The organism is Streptomyces sp. NPDC001108, assembly GCF_053598535.1.
In genome coordinates, this window is the sequence record NZ_JBSFKL010000002.1 from 576,043 (window position 1) to 598,685 (window position 22,643).

General features: G+C 72.7%; 25 protein-coding genes. 12 read left to right on the plus strand and 13 right to left on the minus strand.

The genetic code is table 11. From position 1 onward, the window contains the following. Window positions 1–44: 44 nt before the first annotated feature. Entirely contained in the window at window positions 45–281 is a 237-nt protein-coding gene (locus tag ACWC97_RS07370) for a hypothetical protein (protein ID WP_352273433.1), read from the minus strand. 1 nt (window position 282) lies between these two features. Further along, window positions 283–1,164, minus strand: coding sequence for a mycothiol conjugate amidase Mca (gene mca / locus ACWC97_RS07375; RefSeq protein ID WP_450647957.1), 882 nt, complete (start codon window positions 1,162–1,164; stop codon window positions 283–285). Window positions 1,165–1,276: 112 nt separating this feature from the next. Here mca and ACWC97_RS07380 point away from each other — a divergent pair, with 112 nt between their 5' ends. Both ACWC97_RS07380 and greA read left to right on the plus strand, forming a co-directional pair. Next, on the plus strand, window positions 1,277–1,693 hold the full coding sequence (locus ACWC97_RS07380) for a DUF4307 domain-containing protein (RefSeq protein WP_385214443.1): 417 nt from the start codon (window positions 1,277–1,279) through the stop codon (window positions 1,691–1,693). Between the two features lie 230 nt (window positions 1,694–1,923). Further along, complete coding sequence (greA, locus tag ACWC97_RS07385) at window positions 1,924–2,421, plus strand: transcription elongation factor GreA (RefSeq protein WP_352273436.1); 498 nt, start codon at window positions 1,924–1,926, stop codon at window positions 2,419–2,421. 97 nt (window positions 2,422–2,518) lie between these two features. Here the strand turns inward: greA and ilvA are convergent, their stop codons facing one another. After that, entirely contained in the window at window positions 2,519–3,748 is a 1,230-nt protein-coding gene (gene ilvA, locus ACWC97_RS07390; RefSeq protein ID WP_352273437.1) for a threonine ammonia-lyase, read from the minus strand. Window positions 3,749–3,916: 168 nt separating this feature from the next. Between ilvA and ACWC97_RS07395 the strand changes: the two genes are divergently transcribed. The 3 genes from ACWC97_RS07395 (at window position 3,917) to ACWC97_RS07405 (ending at window position 5,253) form a co-directional block, all read left to right on the plus strand. Beyond that, window positions 3,917–4,414 carry a MarR family winged helix-turn-helix transcriptional regulator gene (locus tag ACWC97_RS07395; RefSeq protein ID WP_352273438.1) on the plus strand — a complete coding sequence of 166 codons (498 nt, stop codon included), beginning with the start codon at window positions 3,917–3,919 and terminating at the stop codon, window positions 4,412–4,414. A gap of 99 nt (window positions 4,415–4,513) precedes the next feature. After that, on the plus strand, window positions 4,514–5,008 hold the full coding sequence (locus ACWC97_RS07400) for a sigma factor-like helix-turn-helix DNA-binding protein (RefSeq protein WP_450648199.1): 495 nt from the start codon (window positions 4,514–4,516) through the stop codon (window positions 5,006–5,008). Next, window positions 5,005–5,253, plus strand: a complete 249-nt coding sequence (locus tag ACWC97_RS07405; RefSeq protein ID WP_450647959.1) for a hypothetical protein — start codon at window positions 5,005–5,007, stop codon at window positions 5,251–5,253. Before ACWC97_RS07400 ends, ACWC97_RS07405 begins: the two co-directional genes overlap by 4 nt. Window positions 5,254–5,324: 71 nt before the next feature. On the opposite strand, the gene ACWC97_RS07410 is transcribed toward ACWC97_RS07405, so the two are convergent. Next, the gene (locus ACWC97_RS07410) at window positions 5,325–6,470 is read right to left on the minus strand and encodes a cystathionine gamma-synthase (RefSeq protein ID WP_352273441.1); all 1,146 of its coding nucleotides are present in this window, start codon (window positions 6,468–6,470) and stop codon (window positions 5,325–5,327) included. Between the two features lie 68 nt (window positions 6,471–6,538). Between ACWC97_RS07410 and ACWC97_RS07415 the strand changes: the two genes are divergently transcribed. Both ACWC97_RS07415 and msrA read left to right on the plus strand, forming a co-directional pair. Then, window positions 6,539–7,642 carry a hypothetical protein gene (locus ACWC97_RS07415; RefSeq protein WP_352273442.1) on the plus strand — a complete coding sequence of 368 codons (1,104 nt, stop codon included), beginning with the start codon at window positions 6,539–6,541 and terminating at the stop codon, window positions 7,640–7,642. 122 nt (window positions 7,643–7,764) lie between these two features. Beyond that, entirely contained in the window at window positions 7,765–8,430 is a 666-nt protein-coding gene (gene msrA / locus ACWC97_RS07420; RefSeq protein WP_450647961.1) for a peptide-methionine (S)-S-oxide reductase MsrA, read from the plus strand. A 166-nt stretch (window positions 8,431–8,596) separates the two neighbouring features. On the opposite strand, the gene ACWC97_RS07425 is transcribed toward msrA, so the two are convergent. After that, window positions 8,597–9,400 carry a MarR family transcriptional regulator gene (locus tag ACWC97_RS07425; RefSeq protein ID WP_450647963.1) on the minus strand — a complete coding sequence of 268 codons (804 nt, stop codon included), beginning with the start codon at window positions 9,398–9,400 and terminating at the stop codon, window positions 8,597–8,599. An 831-nt stretch (window positions 9,401–10,231) separates the two neighbouring features. Between ACWC97_RS07425 and ACWC97_RS07430 the strand changes: the two genes are divergently transcribed. Both ACWC97_RS07430 and ACWC97_RS07435 read left to right on the plus strand, forming a co-directional pair. Next, window positions 10,232–10,675 (plus strand): peptidase inhibitor family I36 protein, encoded by a 444-nt coding sequence (locus tag ACWC97_RS07430; protein WP_450647965.1) that lies wholly within the window; start codon window positions 10,232–10,234, stop codon window positions 10,673–10,675. Window positions 10,676–10,782: 107 nt separating this feature from the next. Beyond that, complete coding sequence (locus ACWC97_RS07435; RefSeq protein WP_450647967.1) at window positions 10,783–11,178, plus strand: YrdB family protein; 396 nt, start codon at window positions 10,783–10,785, stop codon at window positions 11,176–11,178. A 96-nt stretch (window positions 11,179–11,274) separates the two neighbouring features. Here the strand turns inward: ACWC97_RS07435 and gdhA are convergent, their stop codons facing one another. Next, window positions 11,275–12,654 carry an NADP-specific glutamate dehydrogenase gene (gdhA, locus tag ACWC97_RS07440; protein WP_450647969.1) on the minus strand — a complete coding sequence of 460 codons (1,380 nt, stop codon included), beginning with the start codon at window positions 12,652–12,654 and terminating at the stop codon, window positions 11,275–11,277. Window positions 12,655–12,863: 209 nt separating this feature from the next. Further along, complete coding sequence (locus tag ACWC97_RS07445) at window positions 12,864–13,043, minus strand: hypothetical protein (RefSeq protein ID WP_352273448.1); 180 nt, start codon at window positions 13,041–13,043, stop codon at window positions 12,864–12,866. Between the two features lie 205 nt (window positions 13,044–13,248). Here ACWC97_RS07445 and ACWC97_RS07450 point away from each other — a divergent pair, with 205 nt between their 5' ends. Further along, window positions 13,249–14,847: a hypothetical protein gene (locus tag ACWC97_RS07450; RefSeq protein ID WP_450648201.1), complete on the plus strand. Its 1,599-nt coding sequence runs from the start codon at window positions 13,249–13,251 to the stop codon at window positions 14,845–14,847. 36 nt (window positions 14,848–14,883) lie between these two features. Here the strand turns inward: ACWC97_RS07450 and ACWC97_RS07455 are convergent, their stop codons facing one another. After that, entirely contained in the window at window positions 14,884–15,396 is a 513-nt protein-coding gene (locus ACWC97_RS07455; RefSeq protein WP_352273449.1) for a hypothetical protein, read from the minus strand. A gap of 161 nt (window positions 15,397–15,557) precedes the next feature. Between ACWC97_RS07455 and ACWC97_RS07460 the strand changes: the two genes are divergently transcribed. After that, entirely contained in the window at window positions 15,558–16,061 is a 504-nt protein-coding gene (locus ACWC97_RS07460; RefSeq protein WP_450648203.1) for an RDD family protein, read from the plus strand. Between the two features lie 194 nt (window positions 16,062–16,255). Here ACWC97_RS07460 and ACWC97_RS07465 read toward each other — a convergent pair whose 3' ends face one another. Next, window positions 16,256–17,515 carry a L,D-transpeptidase gene (locus tag ACWC97_RS07465; protein ID WP_352273451.1) on the minus strand — a complete coding sequence of 420 codons (1,260 nt, stop codon included), beginning with the start codon at window positions 17,513–17,515 and terminating at the stop codon, window positions 16,256–16,258. Between the two features lie 276 nt (window positions 17,516–17,791). Continuing rightward, window positions 17,792–18,214, minus strand: coding sequence for a hypothetical protein (locus ACWC97_RS07470; RefSeq protein ID WP_450647972.1), 423 nt, complete (start codon window positions 18,212–18,214; stop codon window positions 17,792–17,794). A 107-nt stretch (window positions 18,215–18,321) separates the two neighbouring features. Here ACWC97_RS07470 and ACWC97_RS07475 point away from each other — a divergent pair, with 107 nt between their 5' ends. Beyond that, window positions 18,322–18,633 (plus strand): hypothetical protein, encoded by a 312-nt coding sequence (locus ACWC97_RS07475; protein ID WP_450647974.1) that lies wholly within the window; start codon window positions 18,322–18,324, stop codon window positions 18,631–18,633. 250 nt (window positions 18,634–18,883) lie between these two features. Here ACWC97_RS07475 and hutH read toward each other — a convergent pair whose 3' ends face one another. The 3 genes from hutH to ACWC97_RS07490 all read right to left on the minus strand — a co-directional run bounded on the left by hutH (window position 18,884) and on the right by ACWC97_RS07490 (window position 22,621). After that, window positions 18,884–20,443, minus strand: coding sequence for a histidine ammonia-lyase (hutH, locus tag ACWC97_RS07480; protein WP_352273455.1), 1,560 nt, complete (start codon window positions 20,441–20,443; stop codon window positions 18,884–18,886). 100 nt (window positions 20,444–20,543) lie between these two features. Beyond that, window positions 20,544–21,701 (minus strand): diguanylate cyclase domain-containing protein, encoded by a 1,158-nt coding sequence (locus ACWC97_RS07485; RefSeq protein WP_450647976.1) that lies wholly within the window; start codon window positions 21,699–21,701, stop codon window positions 20,544–20,546. A gap of 107 nt (window positions 21,702–21,808) precedes the next feature. Continuing rightward, entirely contained in the window at window positions 21,809–22,621 is an 813-nt protein-coding gene (locus tag ACWC97_RS07490; protein ID WP_352273457.1) for an enoyl-CoA hydratase/isomerase family protein, read from the minus strand. Between the last annotated feature and the right edge of the window lie 22 nt (window positions 22,622–22,643).

Sequence of the window (22,643 nt, forward strand, 5' to 3'; positions counted from 1 at the left end):
GGCGGCCCCGGTACCGGAAGGGTCCCGGGGCCGCCCGCCGGGTGCTACTTCCCCTTGGCCGGGCCCGCCCCCGCGGCGGCCTCGGCCGGCACCGCGTCCGGGTCCGGGGCCTCCTCGAAGTCGACCCTGCCCATGTGCCGGTTCATGGACTTCATCAGCAGCCACACGCCCACGGCGAGCGCCGCGAAGACGATGAAGCCGAGAACACCGGGGGTCACCTTGTTCTTGTCGAGCTCGGCGGCAAGCGGAACGAGATCGGTCAGTGCCTGGGTCGCGTACATATCAGGCATTGTCGCGGATGCCCGCGAAGAGGTCGCTCTCGGGGAGGGAGGTATCGACGAGGGACTTCGCCAGCTCGTACTCCTCGGTCGGCCAGACCTCCTTCTGGATGTCCATCGGCACCCGGAACCAGCCGCCGTCCGGGTCGATCTGCGTGGCGTGCGCGATCAGCGCCTTGTCGCGGATCTCGAAGAACTCCGCGCACGGGACGTGCGTGGTCAGCGTGCGCTCGTCGCGCTCGAACTCCTTCCAGCGCTTCAGCCAGTCCCCGTACGGCGACTCCAGGCCGCGGGCCAGCAGCGCCTCGTGCAGCGCGACCGTGCGCGGCCGGTTGAAGCCCTGGTTGTAGTAGAGCTTCTGCGGCTGCCAGACGGGGCCGAACTCCGTCTCGGGGAACCGCTCGGCGTCCGCCGCGCCGTCGAAGGCGATCATCGTGATCTTGTGGGTCATGATGTGGTCGGGGTGCGGGTACCCCCCGTTCTCGTCGTACGTCGTGATGACCTGCGGACGGAACGTACGGATGCTGCGGACGAGGCGGCCCGCGGCCACCTGCTCGTCCTCCAGCGCGAAGCAGCCATCGGGCAGCGGCGGCAACGGGTCGCCCTCGGGCAGGCCGGAGTCGACGAAGCCGAGCCATTCCTGCTCGACGCCCAGGATCTCCCGGGCCTCGTCCATCTCCTTGCGGCGCACCTCGTGGATGTTCTCCTCGATGTACGCGTCGCCCTGGAGCTTCGGGTTGAGGATGGAGCCGCGTTCGCCTCCCGTGCAGGTCACCACCAGCACGTCCACCCCCTCGGACACATACTTCGCCATGGTGGCCGCGCCCTTGCTCGACTCGTCGTCGGGGTGGGCGTGGACGGCCATCAGTCGCAGCTGCTCGGTCAAGACTCGATCCTCAGTGATTCGGCATGTGGGCAGGCTTCTATAGTGACCGAACCGGGGGGCGGAAAATTCCTCGATCCCCGGGACGGGGATCCCCGGTACAGGAGGAGCGATCATGACCGCGGTACGCGAGACGACGGTGGAGAACCGCTACGGCCGTTCCGCGGACCAGCAGGCCGACCGCAAGCTCAAGATCATCGGCTCGGTGCTGGGCGTCGTCCTCCTCGGTGTGGTCGGCTGGATCGGCTACGACTACGTCACGGGCCAGGACATCAGCGCCGAGGTGATCAAGCGCCAGGTCGTCTCGGACCAGCAGGTCGACGTCCATCTCGAAGTCCGCAAGGACAAGGACGCCAAGGGCTACTGCACGCTGCGCGCCCAGCACCAGGACGGCAGCGACGTGGCCCGCAAGGACTTCCGGTTCGACGCGCGCACCGACCGGATCGACGAGGTCCTGACCCTGCGGACGACGGCCAGGGCGACCAGCGTGGAACTGCTGGGCTGCACGGCCGACGGCGGGGCGGGGCGATGACCGCGCCCCCGGCCCGGACTCCCGCCCGTACCCCCGCCCACACGCCCGTGCGCACGCACCGTGACTGAACGGTCGTTTCCGTCCTGACCTGCACGGACACGGTCAGGACCTTTTACCTTCTCCCCCTTTTCCTGGGGAATTGTTAGGCTCGTGGTTTCGCCCACCCGTGGTGGCACATGCTTACGGGTAGGGCGATGCTTTGTATTCCCAGTACCGACGAGGAGCACCCTGTGACCCAGACCAGCGAAAACGTCACCTGGCTCACGCAGGAGGCGTACAACCAGCTCAAGGCCGAGCTGGAGTACCTGTCTGGTCCCGCGCGCACGGAGATCGCCGTAAAGATCGCGGCGGCCCGTGAGGAGGGCGACCTGCGCGAGAACGGCGGGTACCACGCGGCCAAGGAGGAGCAGGGCAAGATGGAGCTCCGGGTGCGCCAGCTGACCCAGCTCCTGGAGCACGCGAAGGTCGGCGAGGCGCCGGCCGACGACGGCGTGGTCGAGCCCGGCATGGTCGTGACGATCGCCTTCGACGGCGACCCGGACGACACGCTGACCTTCCTGCTGGCCTCCCGCGAGTACGCGAGCTCGGACATCGAGACGTACTCCCCGCAGTCGCCGCTCGGCACCGGCGTCAACGGCAAGCGGATGGGCGACGACGCCGAGTACGAGCTGCCGAACGGCCGGATGGCCATGGTGAAGATCCTCTCGGCGAAGCCCTACACCGGCTGATCCGGCCCCGCGCCGACCTCCGGGAGCCCCCGGCCCGTACGCGTGTACGTCGGCCGGGGGCTCCCGCGCGTCCGCCCACGGGGCGGGGCCCGGCCGGTCAGTCCATCACCAGGTGTCCCGCCGCGCGCAGCGCGCCGGAGACCTCCGCGCAGTGCTCGGGGCCCTTCGTCTCCAGGTGCAGCTCGACCTCGACCTCGGTGAGCCCGAGGCGGGGGTCGGTCCGTACGTGGCCGATGTCGAGCACGTTGGCGTCGACCGCGGAGAGCACGGACAGCAGCGTGGCCAGGGCGCCGGGGCGGTCGGTGAGCCGCAGCCGCAGGCTGAGGTAGCGCCCGGCCGCCACCATGCCGTGGGTGAGGACGCGCTGCATCAGCAGCGGGTCGACGTTGCCGCCGGAGAGCACCGCGACCACCGGCCCGTGGAACGCCCCCGGATCGCCCAGCAGGGCCGCGACCGGGCTCGCCCCGGCCGGCTCCACCACCAGCTTGGCCCGCTCCAGGCAGAGCAGCAGCGCGCTGGACAGCTCGTCCTCGGAGACTGTGCGCACCTCGTCGACCAGGTCCCTGACCAGCTCGAACGGTACGTCGCCGGGGCGGCCCACCTTGATCCCGTCGGCCATCGTGTGCGGCTCGTCGATCGAGACCGGGCGGCCGACGGCCAGCGACGGCGGGTAGCAGGCCGCTCCCTCCGCCTGGACCCCGACGATCCGTACGTCGGGCCGGACCGCCTTGACCGCCACCGCGATGCCCGCCGCCAGACCGCCGCCGCCGATCCCCACGACGATGGTCCGCACCTCGGGGCACTGTTCGAGGATCTCCAGCCCGACCGTGCCCTGCCCGGCGATGATGTCCGGGTGGTCGAAGGGGTGGATGAAGACCGCGCCGGTCCGTTGCGCGTACTCCTGCGCGGCGGCCAGCGTCTCGTCGACGACCTGCCCCTGGAGCCGGACCCGGGCCCCGTACTGGCGGGTGGCGGCCACCTTCGGCAGCGGTGCCCCGACCGGCATGAAGACGGTGGACTCCACGCCGAGCAGCGAGGAGGCGAGGGCGACGCCCTGCGCGTGGTTCCCGGCGCTCGCGGCGACGACCCCGGCCGCCCGCTCCACCGGGGACAGGCCGGCGATCCGCACGTACGCGCCGCGCAGCTTGAACGAGCCGGTCCGCTGGAGGTTCTCGCACTTGAGGTGGACGGGCGCGCCGACCAGTCCGCCGAGGTGGCGGCTGTTCTCCAGGGGGGTCGTCCGGGCCACCCCGGAGAGCATCTTCTGCGCCCCGCGGACGTCGTCGAGGATCACCGGAGGGAAGTGGCCGGTCACGCGCAGGTTCATACCTCAAGTCTCGCAGCCCCGACGGCGTCTTCCGGCCGCCCCCGGCCCCACCGGCGGCCGCGCCCTGAACCGTTGTCCACGGGTTTGTGCAGCACTGGTACGCGTTGCCCGGTGGCCGCGTACTCTGTCCCCCACCCACCCGACACCGTACGGAGAGAGCTCCCGGCCATGCCCACTCAGGACGCCCCCGAACCCTCGGGTTCCGATCGCGTACTCGACGCCCTGCAGCACCAGGTCGCGGTCTTCGCCCGCCGTGCCGAACAGACCCGTCTCGGCGGTGTCGGACAGGTACGCAACTCCATGGACCGGGCCGCGTACCTGCTGCTCAACCGGCTGGACCGGGAGGGTCCGATGGGCGTGAAGGCGCTCGCCGCGGGCATGGGGATCGATTCCTCGACCGTGACCCGGCAGGTCGCGCCGCTCGTCGACACCGGTCTGGTCAAGCGGACCTCGCATCCGGAGGACGGCCGGGCCGTGGTGCTCCAGCTGTCGCCGCGCGGCCTGGCCCGGCTGGACGAGGTCCGCGACTCCCGGCGCGAGCTGATGACGCAGGTGACGGGCGACTGGACGGACGAGGAGCGCGACACGTTCTGCACGCTCCTCACCCGGTTCAACGTCGCGCTGGCCGCCCGGCAGGCCGCGCACCAGGCCCAGTCCGCCAACTGACGGGGCGGTCCTCCGTCCGGCACCCGGAGGGGGCGCGACCGTTTCCGTCCGTTGCACACCTCTTGACCCGGGCCCGTGCGGCGGGCTCGTATGTGGACTGTGCGAGAGCGCCAGACGGGCCGGGAGCGGCGCCGCGCCCAGGAGTTCGAGACCTTCGTCGGGGGCGCGGCCGGCCGCCTGCTGCACACCGCCACACTCCTGACCGCCGAGCCGATGCGGCCCCCGGGCGCCAATCCGCGGGCCCAGCGGCTGCTGACGGCCGCCCTGGCGCGCACGTACGCGCGCTGGGAGCGGCTGCGCGGCGAGGATCCGTACGACCGGACCCGGCGCGAGCTGGCCGTCCGGTTCTTCCGCGAGACGTGGCGCCACAAGCGGCCGCGCGGCGGGGTGCTGGAGGTGCTGACACCGCTGGAGCGCCTGGTGCTGGTGCTGCGCCTGTACGAGGGGGTCGCGGAGGAGCAGGCCGCGGCGCTGCTCGGGGTGCCGGTGGAGCGGGTGCGGGCGCTCTGCCACCGTTCGGTGGCCACGATGCGCGGCACCCGGCCGCCCACGGCGCGACGGGGTCTGCCCGGCCTGCCGGGGGTGGCGCGGTGAGCCGGGCCGGCGACCGTGAGGAGCAGGTCCGGCGGATGCTGGACGGCCCGCATCCGCAGGTGCCCGCGGAGCTGTCCCGGCGGGCGGCGGAGCGCGGTGGCCGGCTGCTGCGGCGGCGGCTGTTCGTCCGCCGGCTGGTGACGCTGGTGGCGTGCGTGGCGGTGGTCGCGTTCGCGGTCTGGGCGGCGCGGACGCATCCGTGGGAGGTGCCCCCGGCCGAGACGACCCCGCTGGACGGCTGGTGAGCGCTCCCGGACGGACCCCGTTTCCGAGGGACGGGCCCGTCCGGGAGAGCGAACGCCTGCGAGGGCCTCGCCTAGCCGAGCGCCTGCGTCAGGTCGGCGAGCAGGTCGTCGGCGTTCTCGATGCCGACGGAGACGCGGACGAGGTCGGCCGGCACCTCCAGCGGGGAGCCCGCCGCCGAGGCGTGCGTCATCCGGCCCGGGTGCTCGACCAGCGACTCGACCCCGCCCAGCGACTCACCGAGGGTGAACAGCTTGGCCCGGTTGCAGACCTCGACGGCCGCCTCCTCGCCGCCCTGGACCCGGAACGAGACCATGCCGCCGAACGCCTTCATCTGCTTGGCGGCGATCTCGTGGCCCGGGTGCTCGGGCAGCCCCGGGTAGAGGACCTGGGTCACCTTGGGGTGCCGGGTCAGCAGGTCGGCGACCTTGGTGGCGTTCTCGCTGTGCCGGTCCATGCGGACGGCGAGGGTCTTGATGCCGCGCAGCACCAGCCAGGCGTCGAAGGGCCCGGCGACCGCGCCCATCGCGTTCTGGTGGTACGCCAGCTCCTCCGCGAGGTCGGCGTCGTCGGTGATCAGCGCGCCGCCGACGACGTCCGAGTGGCCGCCCATGTACTTGGTGGTGGAGTGCACCACCACGTCGGCGCCCAGCGCCAGGGGCTGCTGGAGGTAGGGGCTGGCGAAGGTGTTGTCGACGACGAGCCTGGCCCCGGCGGCGCGGGCCACCTGGGCGACCGCGGCGATGTCGGTGATGCCGAGCAGCGGGTTGGACGGGGTCTCCACCCAGATCGCCTTGGTGCGCGGGGTGACGGCCGCCCGGACCGCCGCCACGTCCGAGGTGTCGGCGACGGAGAACTCCACTCCCCACCGCGAGACGACCTTGGCGAACAGCCGGAACGTGCCGCCGTACGCGTCGTTCGGGATGACCACGTGGTCGCCCGGGGTCAGCAGCGTGCGGAGCAGGCAGTCCTCGGCGGCGAGCCCGGAGGCGAAGGCGAGCCCGCGGCGGCCGCCCTCCAGGGCCGCGAGGTTCTCCTCCAGGGCGGTACGGGTCGGGTTGGCGCTGCGGCTGTACTCGTAGCCGCCGCGGAGCCCGCCCACGCCGTCCTGCTTGTACGTCGACACCTGGTAGATCGGCGGAACGACGGCCCCGGTCAGGGGATCGGCGGTGTTGCCCGCGTGGATGGCGAGGGTTTCGAAGCTGTGCTGATCACTCATGGGGCCCGAGCGTAGTTCGTCGTGAGGGTGCTCACAGGGCTACTCGGCCGTCCGGTGACAATGGGTGCATGGAGATTCTCTGGTTCCTGATCGCCCTGTGCATGCTCGCCGCGGTCGTCGGCCCCTTCGTGCTGCGCCGCCGGGGCGGAATCCGCCAGGTCGCGCCCGGTTCGCCGGACGCCGCGGATCCGGAGGAGTACGGCTTCGTACGGCAGGAGGAGCTGGATGTCCGGCTGCCGGGCCCGGACCAGGATCTTCTCGATGTGCTCGATGTCGTGCAGCGCACCCAGGACTGGCGGGCGGCCTCGCAGCTGCTGGCCGGTACGCCGAAGGAGGGCGAGGTGCGGTGGCAGCGGGTGCAGGCGTTCGCCGGTGCGGCCTCTCTGGAGCTGGCGCAGCGGCCCGGGGTGGGCGGTGCCTGGCTGCGGACGTGGCGGGCCGAGGCGCCGAAGGACGCGGGCGGTGCGGCGGTGCACGCGGAGTTCCTGGTGCAGCAGGCGTGGCGTTCGTCGACGGCGGGGACGGACGACTTCCGGATCATCCTGGAGGAGGCCCGTACGGTCTGCGGCGAGGCGGCACTGCTGGCACCCGGTGACCCGATCCCGTACATCGTGGAGCTGGCGGTGGGGCGCGGGCTGGGCTACTCCGGCGAGGAGTTCGACCGGCTGTGGGCGAAGGTGATCGACCGGGCCCCGGCGCACATGGGCGCGCACATCGCGGCGCTGCACTACTGGTGCGAGAAGTGGCACGGTTCGCGCGAGGACGCCGACCGGTTCGCCACCGCGGCGGCGGCCCGCGCCCCGCAGGGCTCGCTGCTGGCGGCGCTGCCGCTCTTCGCGGTGTACGAGCATCTGCCCGAGGTCAATCTGGTGCAGGGCTTCTACCGGGGCGCGGTGGTGACCAAGGCGGTCGAGGGCGCGCTGTTCGCGGTGCACGCGGCCCGTCCGGACGACCCGATGCTGGCGCACGTACGCCATCTGCTGGTCCTGTTCCTGGTCCGGATGGAGCGGTGGGCGGAGGCGATGAACCAGCTCGTCCGCATCGACGGTCACGTGGGCGCGCTGCCGTGGACGCAGGACGCGGACCCGGCCGCCGAGTACGCGGTTTACCGGGCGCTGGCGGTGGCCGGCTACGAGGCGAACGGCGGCAGCGCGGCGACGCTGCCCCGGTAGGCGGTGCCCGGGGCAGCGGCCCCGGGGTGGCGGTGCCCGAGTGGCCGGGCGGGCCCGGCCGGAATCCTCCGCGCCCCCGGCACGTTATAGAGACCGCAGACCCGTCCCAGGAGGAGCCCCGCATGTTCCCGCACCGCCGCACCCCCCAGCTCCCCACCCGCGAGGAGGCCCTGAAGGGCCGCCCGGTCCCCGAGTTCACCGTCCCGTCCCGCCACACGGTCCTCGGCAACCCGCTGCTGGGCCCGTACCCCGAGGGCCTGGAGGTCGCGGACTTCGCCCTGGGCTGCTTCTGGGGCGCCGAGCGCAAGTTCTGGCAGACGGAGGGTGTCTGGACGACCCTCGTCGGCTACCAGGGCGGCTACACCGAGAACCCCGCGTACGAGGAGGTCTGCTCGGGCCTGACCGGCCACACGGAGGCGGTCCGCGTGGTCTTCGACCCGGAGGTGGTGTCGTACGAGGAGCTGCTGAAGCTGTTCTGGGAGTCCCACGACCCGACCCAGGGCTTCCGCCAGGGCAACGACGTGGGCACCCAGTACCGTTCGGCGATCCACACCCACTCCCCCGAGCAGCAGGCCGCCGCACTCGCCTCCCGCGACGCGTACCAGAAGGTCCTGACCGCCGCCGGCCACGCGACGATCACCACGGAGATCCTCCCCGCCGAGGACCGCCCCTTCTGGCCCGCCGAGCCCTACCACCAGCAGTACCTCGACAAGAACCCGGGCGGCTACTGCGGCATCGGCGGCACGGGCCTCTCCTGCCCGATCGGAGTGGCCCCGGCGGAGGGCTGATGCGGATGTCTGCCGGGGCTGGTCCGAGTCAGGGACAACTGATTGAAAACAGCCCCGTCGCTCGATAAAGCCCCAGGTCGGTAAGTGTCGTCCCCGCGCGTGCGGGGACGGTCCACGGGCGAGCACGCCCCGAACGTGACGCTTGAGGGCCAACTGTCACATTTCCTCAGACGGTGGGGTCGGGTTCGCGGCAGGGGCGGCAGAGTCCGTCGCGGAAGGCTTCGGGCCTTCCCGGTACGCCGCACTCGGTGCACTCCGGCATCACCCGGCGCACCGGGGCGTCCGCCGGTACGGGCGGAACGGGCGTCGCGGGCAGGAGAGGCGGAAGCTTGTCCTGAAGGCGGCGGCGCACCAACCCGAAGGGAGACCCGACCGCATCGGGAAGCCCGGCCGTCAGGGCCCGGGTCAGGTAGTCGGCATCCACACCCCGCGCGAACCACTCGGCCACCAGCCCCTCCAACCCCGCACAGTCCGCCGCCGACAACGCCAGCCGGGAATCCACCCGCCCCAGCCGCGCCAACGCCGCGAACGCGGGCGAGGGAACACCACCATGCAACTGCGACTGCGGCTGCGGCTGAACCGGGGCCACCGGCTCCGCCGCACGCGGCTGCGGGACCTGCGCGGCAGGTACGGGTACGGAAGCGGGGGCGGGGGCGGGCGTCGAAGGGGCGGGGGCTTGGGGATTGGACTGTTGGGCGGCTCGGTGGTTCTCGGCGGCGAGGAAGGTGGTCCACCACTCGTTGTCGTGGGCGACCCGCGACCAGAACGTCCGCGTGACCCACCGGACCTGACCGTCCTCGATGCTCACGCAACGCCCCCGGCGCAGGTGCCCGGCCACACTCAGCGCCCGTAACGCACTGCCCACCGCCGCCTGCCCGTACAACGGCAGAGACTTCGCAAGCGACTTGATGTCCATCGCCGCACCCTCCGCCAGGGCCGTCACGTATCCGGCGATGTGCCGCTCACGCACCGGCAGCAACGCGAAGTCGGCCTCACACGGCGGTCGTTCCTCCGGAACGGAACGCTTCCCGTAACCGGGATTCGCCCTCGGGTGGAGGCGTGAGGGTGCGGGTGCACTGGGGGCGGGGATAAGGTCGGCTACAGCCACGGGATCGTCTTTCTAATCGGTGCGATCTTGAGGTCAGGCCCCGGTCAGTGCGTCAACACTGTGCCGGGGTCGTTTCGTTCGCACCGTAAGCGGGCGCGACTCTGCGCCGCAACTCGATCACGATTAGTCATAATTGCTGGCCGTGACGGGTTCGGGAGGGCGGGTGGGGTTTCCCAACCCACCCAAGAAACCAACCACTTGGAACACACCGCTCGAACCCCGAAGCCCGAATCCCGGCCCCCGAACCCCGAAGCCCAAGCCCCGACCCAGAGACCCACCCCGCGCCCACGAAAGAGCGAACCGGCCCCTCCCGAAGCTCGACACCCGAAGCTCGGGACTCGGGATTCGGGCCGCCCCTCCCGCAGCAGCCGGGCGCCCGCGGTGCGACCGGTCGAGTGCAGCAAGCATTCCGGCCAGCACCCGACAGAGGCGGCGAGGAGGCATCGAATCCCGGCATCCATGCTGGTCAGAGCCGCCTCGGGCAGGCATTTCGAAGATCCGGGCGACTGACACGCCCAATATGACGACTTACAGTCACTATTGATTTACAGAACGTAACTTCTTTTGCGGGTGGAGACGCCCACCGCGAAATTCGCGGATTCCGCCGCCCCGGCCGGTGCTCGACGCCGGGGTCGGCCCGTTCCTCTGCGCGCCCGGCATGTCCGGGCGGCCAGTCCCTTGGAGAGACGAGAGATGACGATCCGTTTCCCGCGCCCCAAAAGACTCGCCCGCGCCGCCGCCTCGGCCATCGCCGCCGTGGCCGTCGCCCTGCTGCCCGGCTCGGCGAGCGCCAACGCCGCCGCCACCTATCTGCCGCCCGGCGTGGTCAAGCTGCAGGACAGCGAGCCCTGCCCGCCCGCCACGCTCTGCCTCTACCGCGACTACAGCAACCGGGGCCCGGCCTACGGCATCGGGGCGGGCCACCCCGTCGACCTGCACGAGCTGCCCATGAGCGGCGGCGTCCACGGGTCCAGTGCGGCCAATGAGGTCTCGTCGTGGGTTAACCACACCGACCACCTCGCCCTGCTCATCGACACGGACAGCGACACCCTCCGCCCGCTCTTCCCCCGCCAGTCCCTCCAGGAACCGCCGCAGACGAACGACACGGTCGACATCGTCGGCTGGGCGTTGGCGTAGCCGTCGCCAGAAGTGATTCCTGGGCCGTGGCCGTCTCCCCCAGCGGGTGGCGGCCACGGCCGCGACATGTGCGGCGCCCCGCACGCCCCGTCGGCGAGGATGGGGCCATGACAAACGAAGAGCGTGGCGTCCCCGCCGCCCTGGCGGGGCGGCCCTGGTACACGGCCAATGAGGTCCTGGCGTTCCTCGTCGAGCTGGCGGCGCTGGGCGCGCTGGCCTGGTGGGGAGTGGCCGCCGGGGACGGGGTGGCGGCCCGGGTGCTGCTGGGGGTCGGGGCGCCGGTCGTCGCCGCCGTCGTGTGGGGGCTGTTCGCCGCGCCCAGGGCCCGGTTCCGGCCGCCGTTGGCGGGGGTGCTGCTGGTCAAGGCGGTGGTGCTCGGCAGCGGGGCGTACGCGGTGCATGCCGTGGGGCACCCGGTGGCGGCGGTGTGCTTCGCCGTGGTGGTCGTCGTCAACACCGTTCTGGCGGAGGGCTTCCGGCGGCGGACCGGGTACCTGGCCTGACCCGCGCGCCGCCCCCGTACCGCGACGGGGACGCCCCGGGCCCGGCCGCGCGAGGTCGGCGGCCGGGCCCGGGGCGTCGGAAGGCGGCGGGTGCGGTCAGATCAGGCCCTGGGCCAGCATCGCGTCCGCGACCAGCTCGAACCCGGCGATGTTCGCGCCGACCACGTAGTTGCCGGGGCTGCCGTAGCGCTCCGCCGTGGTGTAGCAGGAGTCGTGGATGTGGCGCATGATCTGCGCGAGGCGCTCCTCCGTGTGGGCGAAGCTCCACGAGTCGCGGGACGCGTTCTGCTGCATCTCCAGGGCGCTGGTGGCCACCCCGCCCGCGTTGGCGGCCTTGCCCGGGGCGAAGGCCACGCCCGCCTCCTGGAGGACGCGCACCGCCTCCGGGGTGGTCGGCATGTTGGCGCCCTCGGCGACCGCCTTCACCCCGTTGCGCACCAGGGCGACGGCGTCGGCCTCGTGCAGCTCGTTCTGGGTGGCGCAGGGCAGCGCCACGTCGACGGGGACGTTCCAGACACCGGTTCCCGCGACGTACGTGGCCTGGCTGCCCCGGCGCTCCGCGTACTCGGAGATCCGGCCGCGCCCGGCCTCCTTGATCTCCTTGAGGAGGGCCAGGTCGACACCCTTCTCGTCCACGACGTAGCCGTTGGAGTCGGAGCAGGTGACCACGGTCGCGCCGAGCTGCTGGGCCTTCTCGATCGCGTAGATCGCGACGTTGCCCGAGCCCGAGACGGCGATCCGCTGGCCTTCGAGGGACTCGCCCCGGCTGCGGAGCATCTCGGCGGTGAACAGGACACAGCCGTAACCGGTCGCCTCGGTACGCGCCTGGGCGCCGCCCCAGCCGAGGCCCTTGCCGGTGAGGACGCCGGACTCGTAGCGGTTGGTGATCCGCTTGTACTGACCGAACAGGTAGCCGATCTCCCGGCCGCCGACGCCGATGTCACCGGCGGGTACGTCGGTGTACTCGCCGAGGTGGCGGTGGAGCTCGGTCATGAACGACTGGCAGAAGCGCATGATCTCGGCGTCCGAGCGGCCCTTGGGGTCGAAGTCCGCACCGCCCTTGCCGCCGCCGATGGGCATGCCGGTGAGCGCGTTCTTGAAGATCTGCTCGAAGCCGAGGAACTTCACGATGCCGAGGTTGACCGAGGGGTGGAAGCGCAGTCCGCCCTTGTACGGGCCGAGCGAGCTGCTGAACTCGACCCGGAAGCCGCGGTTCACGTGGATGTCGCCCGAGTCGTCCGACCACGGCACCCGGAAGATCAGCTGGCGCTCCGGCTCGCAGACACGCTCGATGATCCGGGCGTCCACGAACTCCGGACGCTGCGCGAGGACCGGGCCGAGGGTCTCCAGGACCTCGCGGACCGCCTGGTGGAACTCCCGCTCGCCCTGGTTGCGGCGGAGGACCTCTCCGTACAGCTTCTCGATGAGGCGGTTCTCGTTGGCATGCGGGGTCGCGGAATCAGAGGTGGCCTGCATCTGGGTCAATACCTTCCGTCGATGGGCATGGCGCGCGATGACACCCCCGTCCCGGGAGGTGTCGGCGGTCCCCCTCCCCATTGAGGGCGTCGCTCGACATCGCACGCTCTGCGGCTCACGGAAGCGACGTACTGAACCGTTGTGGCAGATCGATTCTCCCAGCTACCCCCCGAGTCCGTGCAAGGGCATCTCCCCTGGTGGACCGGTTCCTAACCGTGGTACTCCCCCCGGCCCCCGCCGCGCAGCATCCACAGACCCGCGCCCGAGGCGAGGACGATCACGCCGGAGACCACGCTCAGCGCGATGTGCAGGCCGTTGTCCTCCATCAGGTTGAGCGAGACGTTCCCGGCGACCGCGCCGAGAAGGACGATCCAGAGCAGGGCCTTCATGGGGTTCCTCCGTGTTGTGGTGTGGTCCCCATCGTGCTCCGTTCGGTGGGTACGCAGGAATGGAGCGACCACCCGAGGCCGTGGTGGAGCTGGCTGTACCCCTGTCGCGTCCTAGGTTTTCCGGGTGGTGATCACCGAGGACACCGGCACGCGCGCCGCTCCGGCCGGATCCGACGGGCGGTGGTGGGCGGCGGACCGGTGGCGGGTGCCGGGGATCGCGGTACTGGTCGCCCTGCCCCTCCAGCTGCTGTGGGCGCTGGTGCTGGCGACCGGGGGCGGCGATCTGGCGGCGCAGCTCGCCTGGGCCGGATTCGCGGCGCGGCATCCGGGGTCCGCGTACAACCTCTCCTGGTACGGAGGGGCGCACCCCGCCAACTACAGCCTGCTGACCCCGCACCTGATGGCGGCCCTCGGGGTGCGGACGGTGACCGTGGCGGCGGGGGTCGGTGCGGCGGGGGCGCTGGGGCTGCTCTGTGTGCGGGGCGGGGTGCGGTGGCCGGTCGCGGTGTCGGTGCTGGGCTCGCTGACGCTCTGGTGCAACACGGCGTCCGGGCGGACCACCTTCGCGGTGGGGGTGGCGCTCGGGCTGGTCGCGCAGCTGTCCGTACGGCGCCGGGCCGGCCTCGCGGCGGGGTGGGCGGCGGTGGCGACGGCGGCGAGCCCGGTGGCGGGGCTGTTCCTGGTGGTGGTGGGCGCGGCGTACGGGCTGGGCGGGCGGTGGCGGAGGGCGGCCGCGCTGGTGGTGCCGCCGATCGTGCTGGTGGCGGCCACGACGGTGGTGTTCCCGTTCACCGGCGAGCAGCCGATGCCGGCGGGCAGGCTGTGGGTGCCGCTCGTGGCCTGTGCCGCGCTGGGGTGGGCGGGGCCGCGCGGGAGAGGGCTCGGGGTGGTCCGCCGTGCGGCGGCGGTGTACGCGGTCGGGGTCGTCCTGTCCTTTCTCGTGGCATCGCCCGTCGGGACGAACGTGGAGCGGCTGGTGGGGGTCGCCGGTCCGCCCGTGCTGCTGGCGGCGCTGGCTTCGGTGCCGATGTCCCCCTCGCGAGGCGCAAGGGCGGGGGTGCGGGCTGTCGCGCTCGCCGGTGCGCTGGTGTTCGTCTCGGGGTGGCTCGCCGACCGGACCGGCGACGACCTGCGGGCGTCCACGGCGGTGCCCGCCTGGGCGGAGCACACCGACGGCGTGGTCGCGGCGCTGCACCGGCTGGGTGCCGGACGGACCCGGGTGGAGGTGGTGCCGGCCCGCGACCACCGCGAGGCCGTGCTGCTGGCGCCGTACGTGAATCTGGCGCGCGGCTGGAACCGGCAGTTGGACGTGGAGCGCGGACGGCTCTTCTACGGCGACGGGCCGACCCCGGCCGCGTACCGGGCCTGGCTGGAGCGGTGGGCGGTGGGCCTGGTCGTGCTGCACGACGGCAGGCCGGACGGCCCGGCCGAGGCGGAGGCTGCGCTCGTCCGGCTCGGCGCCGGCGGGCTGGAGCAGGTGTGGCGGGGCGTGGGGTGGCGGATCTACCGGGTGCGCGGGGCGGTGCCGCTGGTCTCCGCGCCGGGCACGGTGGTGCGCGGGGACGACGCCTCGCTGGTCGTACGGATGCCCGCCGCCGGTTCGGTGACGGTACGGATCGCCCCTTCGCCGTGGCTGCGGGCGGGAGGCGGCGGGTGCGTGCGCGCGGAGGGCGGGTGGACGCGGCTGACGGTGCCACGGGGCGGGGAGTACCGGCTGGACGCGCCGTACCGGCTCCGCCCGTACGGGAGTTGCCGGCTCTCCGGGCACGGCCCCCGGCCCGCGGCGCCGGACCCCGCGCCCTGATCCGGCCCGGCCCCGTGCGGCCCGGCCCCGTGCGCCCTAGTCGGTGACGCCGAGGTCCTGGCGCATCAGTCGGCGCAGGGCGGCGAGGCGGGTGTCGGCCGCCTTCAGGTCGAGGAGGGCCTGCTCGACGTTCTCGCCCTCCCGGGCCAGGCCCCGGTCCAGGCGTTTGACCGTGGCGTCCCCGGCGGCGAGGACCTGGTTGGCCTCGCGGGAGGCCCTCAGTATCCGCTCCGGGACGATCATCTGGGCCTCGGCGTAGCGGTCGCGGTGGTCGAGGCGGGCCTCTTCGAGCTGGGTGCGCTCCTGCTCGGTGTAGACGCCGTCGCGGATGCGGTGCAGGGCGTCCTTGAGGAGGGTGTGGAACTGCCGGGACGCCCGGTTCATGGCCGTGTACTGGGCACGCCGTTCCTCGAACCGCCGCCGTTCGTCGGCCAGTCGGGCCTCGTCGGCGCGCTGACGCGTGGTCATCCGCTGGGACAGCACGGGGGCGAGGAGGGTGCCGAGCACTCCGACTACGGCGGTGATCATGGCGGTGACGGCGACAGTCATGACCGGGAGCCTAAGAGCTCTCCCGTAGTCGCGGTGGAGGGTACTTCGGCGATGATTCGGCCATGACGAATTCACGGGGTGAGGGGCGCCACCGGAACTTCTCCGGAGTGCCCGGATTCGGACAGCCCGCCGGGGCCCGGGTACCGCCGCGCGTGGGCGAGATGCGGCGCTATCTCGCCGTCGGCCTCGATGCCTACCTCTGCCTGATCACCGCCGGACTGCTGGCCAGGCCCCACCTGGACACGGCCACGGCCGCCGAGGCGGCCGGTCTGCTGCTCGGCCCCGCGCTCGTGTTCTCCTTCCTCAACCATGTGGTGCTCACCGCGCTCGCCGGGGCCGGTGCGGGCAAGCTGCTCATGGGGATACGGGTGGTCAGGATGCCCGACGCCGGACGTCCGGGGCCCTGGACGCTGGTGCGGCGCTGGCTGTACGGGCTGAGCTGGACGCTGCTGCAACCCTGGTACGGGCTGCGCACGCTGTTCAAGGGAACGGGAAAGGGAACGGGCACGCGGGCAACGGGGGCGGATACGGGGCCGGGCGTCGGCGCGGGCCCCGGCACGAGGGCCGGCCGCAACGTACTCGGCCGCGCCGACCCCCTCGGCGTGCGGCAGGTCCGCCGCACCGACCTCGCCACCTACCGCGCCGCCACCGCCGCGTACCGCTGACCCCGGCCCCTCGAACCGGTGAGCCCGGCCGCGCCGAGCCGAACGACGAAGGCGGCGGTTGTCCCAGATCCTTCCCGGATCCGGGACAACCGCCGCCTTTGTACGGGGTTCGGGCCGCGCCGGGCAGGGCACGGCGCCGGAAGGCCGCCGGGGCCCGGGAGATGAGGATCAGATCTCGGGCCCGGCGGGGAGGATCAGGCCTCGGAACCGGCCGTCCACTCCGACCAGCTCATGTTCCAGCCGTTGAGGCCGTTGTCGGGGCTGATGGTCTTGTCCGGGGAGTTCTTGACGATGACCACGTCGCCGATGAGGGAGTTGTTGTAGAACCAGGCGGCGGGCTGGTTGGCGTCGCCCGCGCCCTTCACGTCGGCGAGGCCGACACAGCCGTGGCTGGTGTTGGCGCTGCCGAAGATCGACCGCGCGCCCCAGTAGTTGCCGTGGATGAAGGTGCCCGAGGTGGACAGCCGCATGGCGTGCGGCACGTCCTTGATGTCGTACTCGCCCTTGCCGTCGGAGTCGGTGAAGCCGACGGTCGCCCCGTTCATCCGGGTCTCCTTGAACTTCTCGGAGATCACCATCTGCCCGTTGTACGTGGGGTTGTCCGGGGAGCCGGAGGAGATCGGGATGGTCTTGACCGTCTTGCCGTCCCGGGTGACGGTCATCATCTTCGTCTTGGCGTCGACGGTGGAGACCTGGTTGCGGCCGACCTTGAAGGTGACCGTCTTCTGCTGGACTCCGAAGACGCCGTTGGCGCCCTCGACGCCGTCCAGCGCGAGCTTCAGCGTGACGGTGGAGCCGCCCTGCCAGTAGTTCTCGGGGCGGAGGTCGAGGCGCTGGGCGTTGAACCAGTGGCCGACGACCTGCTGGCCGCTGCTGGAGGTCACGGTGATCCCGGCCTGGACGGCCTTCTTGTTCGTGATCGCCTTGTTGAAGTTGATCGAGACCGGCATGCCGACGCCGACCGTGGAACCGTCCTCGGGGGTGAAGTTCCCGATGAAGCTGTTGGCGGGCGAGACGGTGGTGAAGGAGCTGTTCTCGTGGGCCTCCCGGCCCTTGGCGTCCTTCGCCGTGGCGTTGATCTTGTACGTGGTCGAGCGCTCCAGCTGGACGTCCGGCTTCCAGCTCTTGCCGTCGGCGGCGAGCGTGCCCTTGACCTCGGCACCGGCGGCGGTGGTCATGGCCACCTGGGACAGCGTGCCCTTGGCGACGGTGACCTTCGCGTCGTTGTTGATGCTCGCGTTGGTCGCGCCGTTCTTGGGCGAGATCGTTATCTGGGCCTCGGACGCGTCCTGCGCCGCGGCCTTGTCGACCTCGGATGCCTGTGACTGGTTGGAGCCGTCGGCACTGCCCCCGTCGTCGTTGCAGGCCGTGAGTACCAGAACGCCACCGAGCAGTGCGGACGCGGCCATCAGGCCCCTGCGCCGCTTGCTGTCCGTCATCACACGCTTCTCCATCGTTGCCGAATCCCCAAAAACCCCGGACGTAGCCGCCGCACCGGCGAAACCGTCATTGGCTCTAGAACCCGTGGGCAGTGTTCTCCGTTCCACATCCGCGAAGGATGTGGGGAACAACACTCATCGACGCGTCCGCGACCGCGGCGGTTCCCGACCCCGGCCGCCCATCGGCGACCGGCGGGCGGAGCGGCCCCGGCCCGCTCCGAAAGCGGGCCGGGGCCGGTTGTTCACCAGCTCTCGGCCGTGCCGCCCGGGGCGACGCGACCGACGTCGTTCTCATCCATTGTGCGGGACGCCCGCAACCCCCTCCCCGGCGTCGTCGGCCTCCTCCTCGGCGTGGTCGTCGGGGTACGGGTCCGACGCGTCGTCCTCGTCGTCGGGGTCCCAGGGGTCCAGACCCTCCGGGTCGTCCGGGTCGTAGTCGACGGCCTCGCTGCTCCAGGACGCCTGGGCGAGTTCGACCCCGGGCACCCCGCTGACCAGGTCGAACGGGTCGATGAGCGAGGCGAGGGCCTCCGCGTCGTCCTCCCGTACGGCGGCCTCGGCCTGGCGGCGCTCCTCGGCGGGCCCGCCGCCCTGCTCCCCGTACTCGGCGGCGATCGACTCCAGGGCCGTGCCGCCGAGAGCGGCGGAGTCCGTGATCTCCAGCACCATTTCGACGCGAAGCCGAACGAAACGCGCTGACTCAGATGTACTCATGCGCCGGAGCGTAAGCTCCCGGGGCCCCCGGCTTTCCCGCGACCCGCTGCTTTCACTAGCATCGGCGCACGCGTTCAACTCACGGCTGTGACAAGGGGATCGATTCCATGGCCGCCGCCCGTCGCCCGCTCCTGACCGCCACCGCGGCGGCCGCCCTGCTGACCGCACTGTGTTTCGTGCCGTCCGCCAACGCGACGGACGAACCGGCCGGCACGGCACAGGCACGGGGCGGCCCGGCCGTCACCGTACAGGCCCCCGAGGCGGTGCCGGGCCCGTCCGGCGCCGAAGCGGAGACCGCGGCCGGGGCGCGCGCGGGGATCGACGCCACCCCGTATCTGATCGGCGGGGCGACGGCGCTGGGCATCGGCGCCGCGTTCGCCCGCTCGTCGCGAGGAGCCTCGGCGGCGCTCGGGAGCTGACGGCCGACGGAGCTCCCCGCCCGGTGGGACGGTCCGTCCGGCTCCGCCTCCGTCCCGCCACCGCGCGGCACCCGTGGCAACAACAACTCCTCGACCAGTCAGGTCATGGTGGACGACCCGACCGGCGGCACGGTCACCTGCCCGAGGACGCCCCTGGTCCGGCGCACCGGCCACGAACGGGCCCGCGCCCGGTGCTCCTTTCCCAGGAGTCCGGACGCGGGCCCTCGGCCGTCACCGGCCCGCGGACCGCTCAGGCGAGCGGCCCGGTCACCGCCTCGACCGCCTCGACCAGCTTCCCGGACCGTACGAAGGCGTCCGCCCCGGCCAGGTCCGGCGAGAGGAAGCGGTCCGGCCCCGGGCCCTCCACCCCGGCCGCCCGCAGCGCCTCGACGACGGCGCGGGAGGCGGGCGCGGGCACCAGGCCCTCGGCGGCGCGCAGTTCGACGGCGCGGGTCGCCGCGTAGAGCTCGACGGCCACGATCCGGGTGAGGTTGTCCACGGCGGTACGGAGCTTGCGCGCCGCCGACCAGCCCATCGAGACGTGGTCCTCCTGCATCGCGGAGGACGGGATCGAGTCGGCCGAGGCGGGCACCGCGAGCCGCTTCATCTCGCTGACCAGGGCGGCCTGGGTGTACTGGGCGATCATCAGGCCCGAGTCCACCCCGGCGTCGTCTGCGAGGAACGGCGGCAGCCCGTGCGAGCGGTTCTTGTCCAGCAGCCGGTCGGTGCGGCGCTCGGCGATGGAGCCCAGGTCGGCCGCGACGATCGCCAGGAAGTCGAGTACGTACGCGACGGGCGCGCCGTGGAAGTTCCCGTTCGACTCGACCCGGCCGTCGGGCAGGACCACCGGGTTGTCGACAGCGGCGGCCAGTTCGCGGGCCGCGACGGTCGCGGCGTGGTCGAGGGTGTCCCGGCCCGCGCCGTTCACCTGGGGCGCGCACCGCACCGAGTAGGCGTCCTGGACGCGGGGCGCGTCGCCCGTGACCTCGGCGTGCCGCCCGGTGAGGCCGGAACCGGCCAGCACCCGCAGCATGTTGTCCGCGCTGGCGCCCTGGCCGGGGTGCGGGCGGATGGCGTGCAGCTCCGGGGCGAGCACCTTGTCCGTGCCGAGCAACGCCTCCAGGGAGAGGGCGGCGGTGATGTCGGCAGAGGTGTAGAGGCGGCGCAGGTCGGCCAGGGCCATCACGAGCATGCCGAGCATGCCGTCGGTGCCGTTGAGGAGGGCCAGGCCCTCCTTCTCGCGCAGCTCGACCGGGGTGATGCCGTGGGCGGCGAGCAGCTCGCCGGCGGGGCGCACGGTGCCGTCCGGGCCCTCCGCCTCGCCCTCGCCCATCAGCGTCAGCGCGCAGTGCGAGAGCGGGGCCAGGTCGCCGGAGCAGCCCAGCGAGCCGTACTCGTGGACGACCGGAGTGATGCCCGCGTTGAGCACGTCGGCCATGGTCAGCGCGACCTCGGGGCGTACGCCGGTGTGCCCGGAGGCGACCGTCTTCAGCCGCAGGAACATCAGGGCGCGGACCACCTCGCGCTCGACGCGCGGGCCCATGCCGGCGGCGTGCGAGCGGACGATGTTGCGCTGGAGCTGGGCCCGGAGGTCGTGGCCGATGTGCCGGCTGGCCAGCGCCCCGAAGCCGGTGGAGACGCCGTAGACCGGCTCGGGCTTGGCGGCGAGCGCGTCCACGATCTCGCGGGCGGCGGCGAGCGCGTCGAGGGCGGCGGGCGAGAGCTCGACGCGGGCGTTGCCCCGGGCCACGGCGATGACGTCCTGTGCGGTGGTCCCGGACGTCCCCACCACGACTGTGTGCATATCCATATTCAGCAGCGTACGGATTGAATCCCTTCATGTCACTAGCGGTCGCCCGGTTGACCCCTTACCGACCGGAGCGGGGCGCTCCGGCGACCGGAACGGCGCCTCAGGGCCGGCTGCCGCGCAGGTGGCGGCGATCGTGGCCGTGCCGGGGAGGGGCGTCCGCCAGCCGGATCGCCTCGTCGTCCCGCCCGGCCACCACCGGCCCCGTGGCGCGCGCCGCCTTGGCCCGGTACTGGGCCGCGTCCGCCAGCCGGAACAGCCGCCGCGCCGACACCACCGGCCCGACCGGGTCCCCGGTCGACGCGATCCCGCAGGCCACCCCGTTCCCCAGCTCCAACTCGGCCGCCCGGTCGCAGAGTTCGGTGGCCACCCGGATCACCTCGTCCTCCTCCGGCCCCACCGCGAGCAGGCAGAACTCGTCCCCGCCGAGCCGCGCCGCCAGCGCCCCCGGCAGCATCGCCCCGCACCGCGACAGCACCGAGCCGAAACGTTCCAGCAGCCGGTCGCCCACCGCGTGGCCATGGGTGTCGTTGACGCACTTGAGGCCGTTGAGGTCGCACACCACCAGACTGATCACCGAGCCGTCCGCCCGGTGCCGCTCCACCGCCTCCTCCAGCCGGACGTCGACGGCGCGCCGGTTGGCCAGGCCGGTGAGCGGATCGGTGAAGGCGAGCCTGCGCACCTCCTCCAGCCGCTCGGACTGGGCGATCCCGGCGGCGACGACCGCGGCCAGCACGGTCGCGAAGGCCGCGTCCGCCCGGTCGAACACCGGCGCCCCCGGCGGCCGCGCCACGTACAGCTCGCCCCAGGCCCGCCCGTGCAGCACGACCGGCGCGACCACGCAGCAGCCGCGCCCGCGCCGCCGCAGCGCGGCCACCCGCTCGCGCCCGTACCCGCTCCCGTACTCGTGCCCGGCGCCCGGCGCCCCGTCCACCGAGCCGTCCGCGGTCTCCACCCAGGCGTCCGGCTCGCCGCCCCCGGCCCACCGCTCGTGCAGGAACTCGGTGATCTCCGGGAAGCGGTGCACCGGGTACACCTCCTCCTCGGGGAACTCCTCCTCCCCCTCGGCCCGTTCGCCCGCGTTCACCAGCACGCGCAGCCGGCCGGGGCCGCGCTCCCACACCGAGAGCGCGGCGAAACTGCCGCCCAGCGCCTCGCACGCGCCCAGCGCGGCCGCCCGCCACGAGCCCCGCGGGGTGTGTGCCGCCGCCATCGTCTGCGCCAGCGTCACCACGGCCCGCAGCCGTGCATCCTCACCCATCGCTCCAGCTTAGGTATCTTCGCGCGGTTTCGATCGACGGCGGCGGCACGCTCCGTGATCCCACCGCCCGTACGGTCACGCAGCGCGACGCCGGAGGGGCCGCCGCCTCACTCCCCGGGCCAGTTCGGCTTCCGCTTCTCGTTGAACGCGGCGACCCCCTCGGCCCGGTCGCCGGAGAAGGCCACCGACCGCCAGGCGGCGTCCTCCACTTCGAGCCCGGCCCGCAGATCGAGGCCCTGGCCCAGCCGCAGCGCCCGCTTGGCCGCCCGCAGCCCCACCGGGGAGTTGGCGGCGATCCGCCCGGCCAGCTCCAGCGCGGCCGTCCGGTCCCGCCCGGCCTCCACCAGCTCGTCGACCAGCCCGAGGCCGTGCGCCTCGGCCCCCTCCAGCCGCCGGGCCGTGAAGACCAGCTCGGCGGCGCGCGCCGCGCCGACCCGCCGGGGCAGCAGCTGCGTACCGCCGCCGCCCGGGATGACCCCGACCGACACCTCGGGCAGCCCGACCACGGCGGTGCGGTCGGCGACGATCAGGTCGCAGGAGAGCGCCAGCTCGAAGCCGCCGCCGAGCGCGAAGCCGTGCACGGCGGCGATGGTCGGCATCGGCAGTTCGAGCACCCCGGTGTACGCGGCCCGCGCGGTGGGGCGCTGGCGCAGCAGCTCAGCGTCGGTGAAGGAGTTCCGCTCCTTCAGGTCCGCGCCCACGCAGAAGGCCCGCTCATGGCTGGAGGTGAGGACGGTGACGCGTACGCCGGGGTCGGCGGCGAGCGCGTCGCAGGCGGCGGCGATCGAACGGGCCATGTCCGTGGACACGGCGTTCATCGCCTTCGGGCGGTCGAGCACCAGCTCGGCGACGTGCTCCTGCCCCTCGTGGACCCGCACGACGACGAACTCCCCGAACCGCTGCTCGGACGTGACGGCCATGACCTCAACCCCTCCGGTTAAC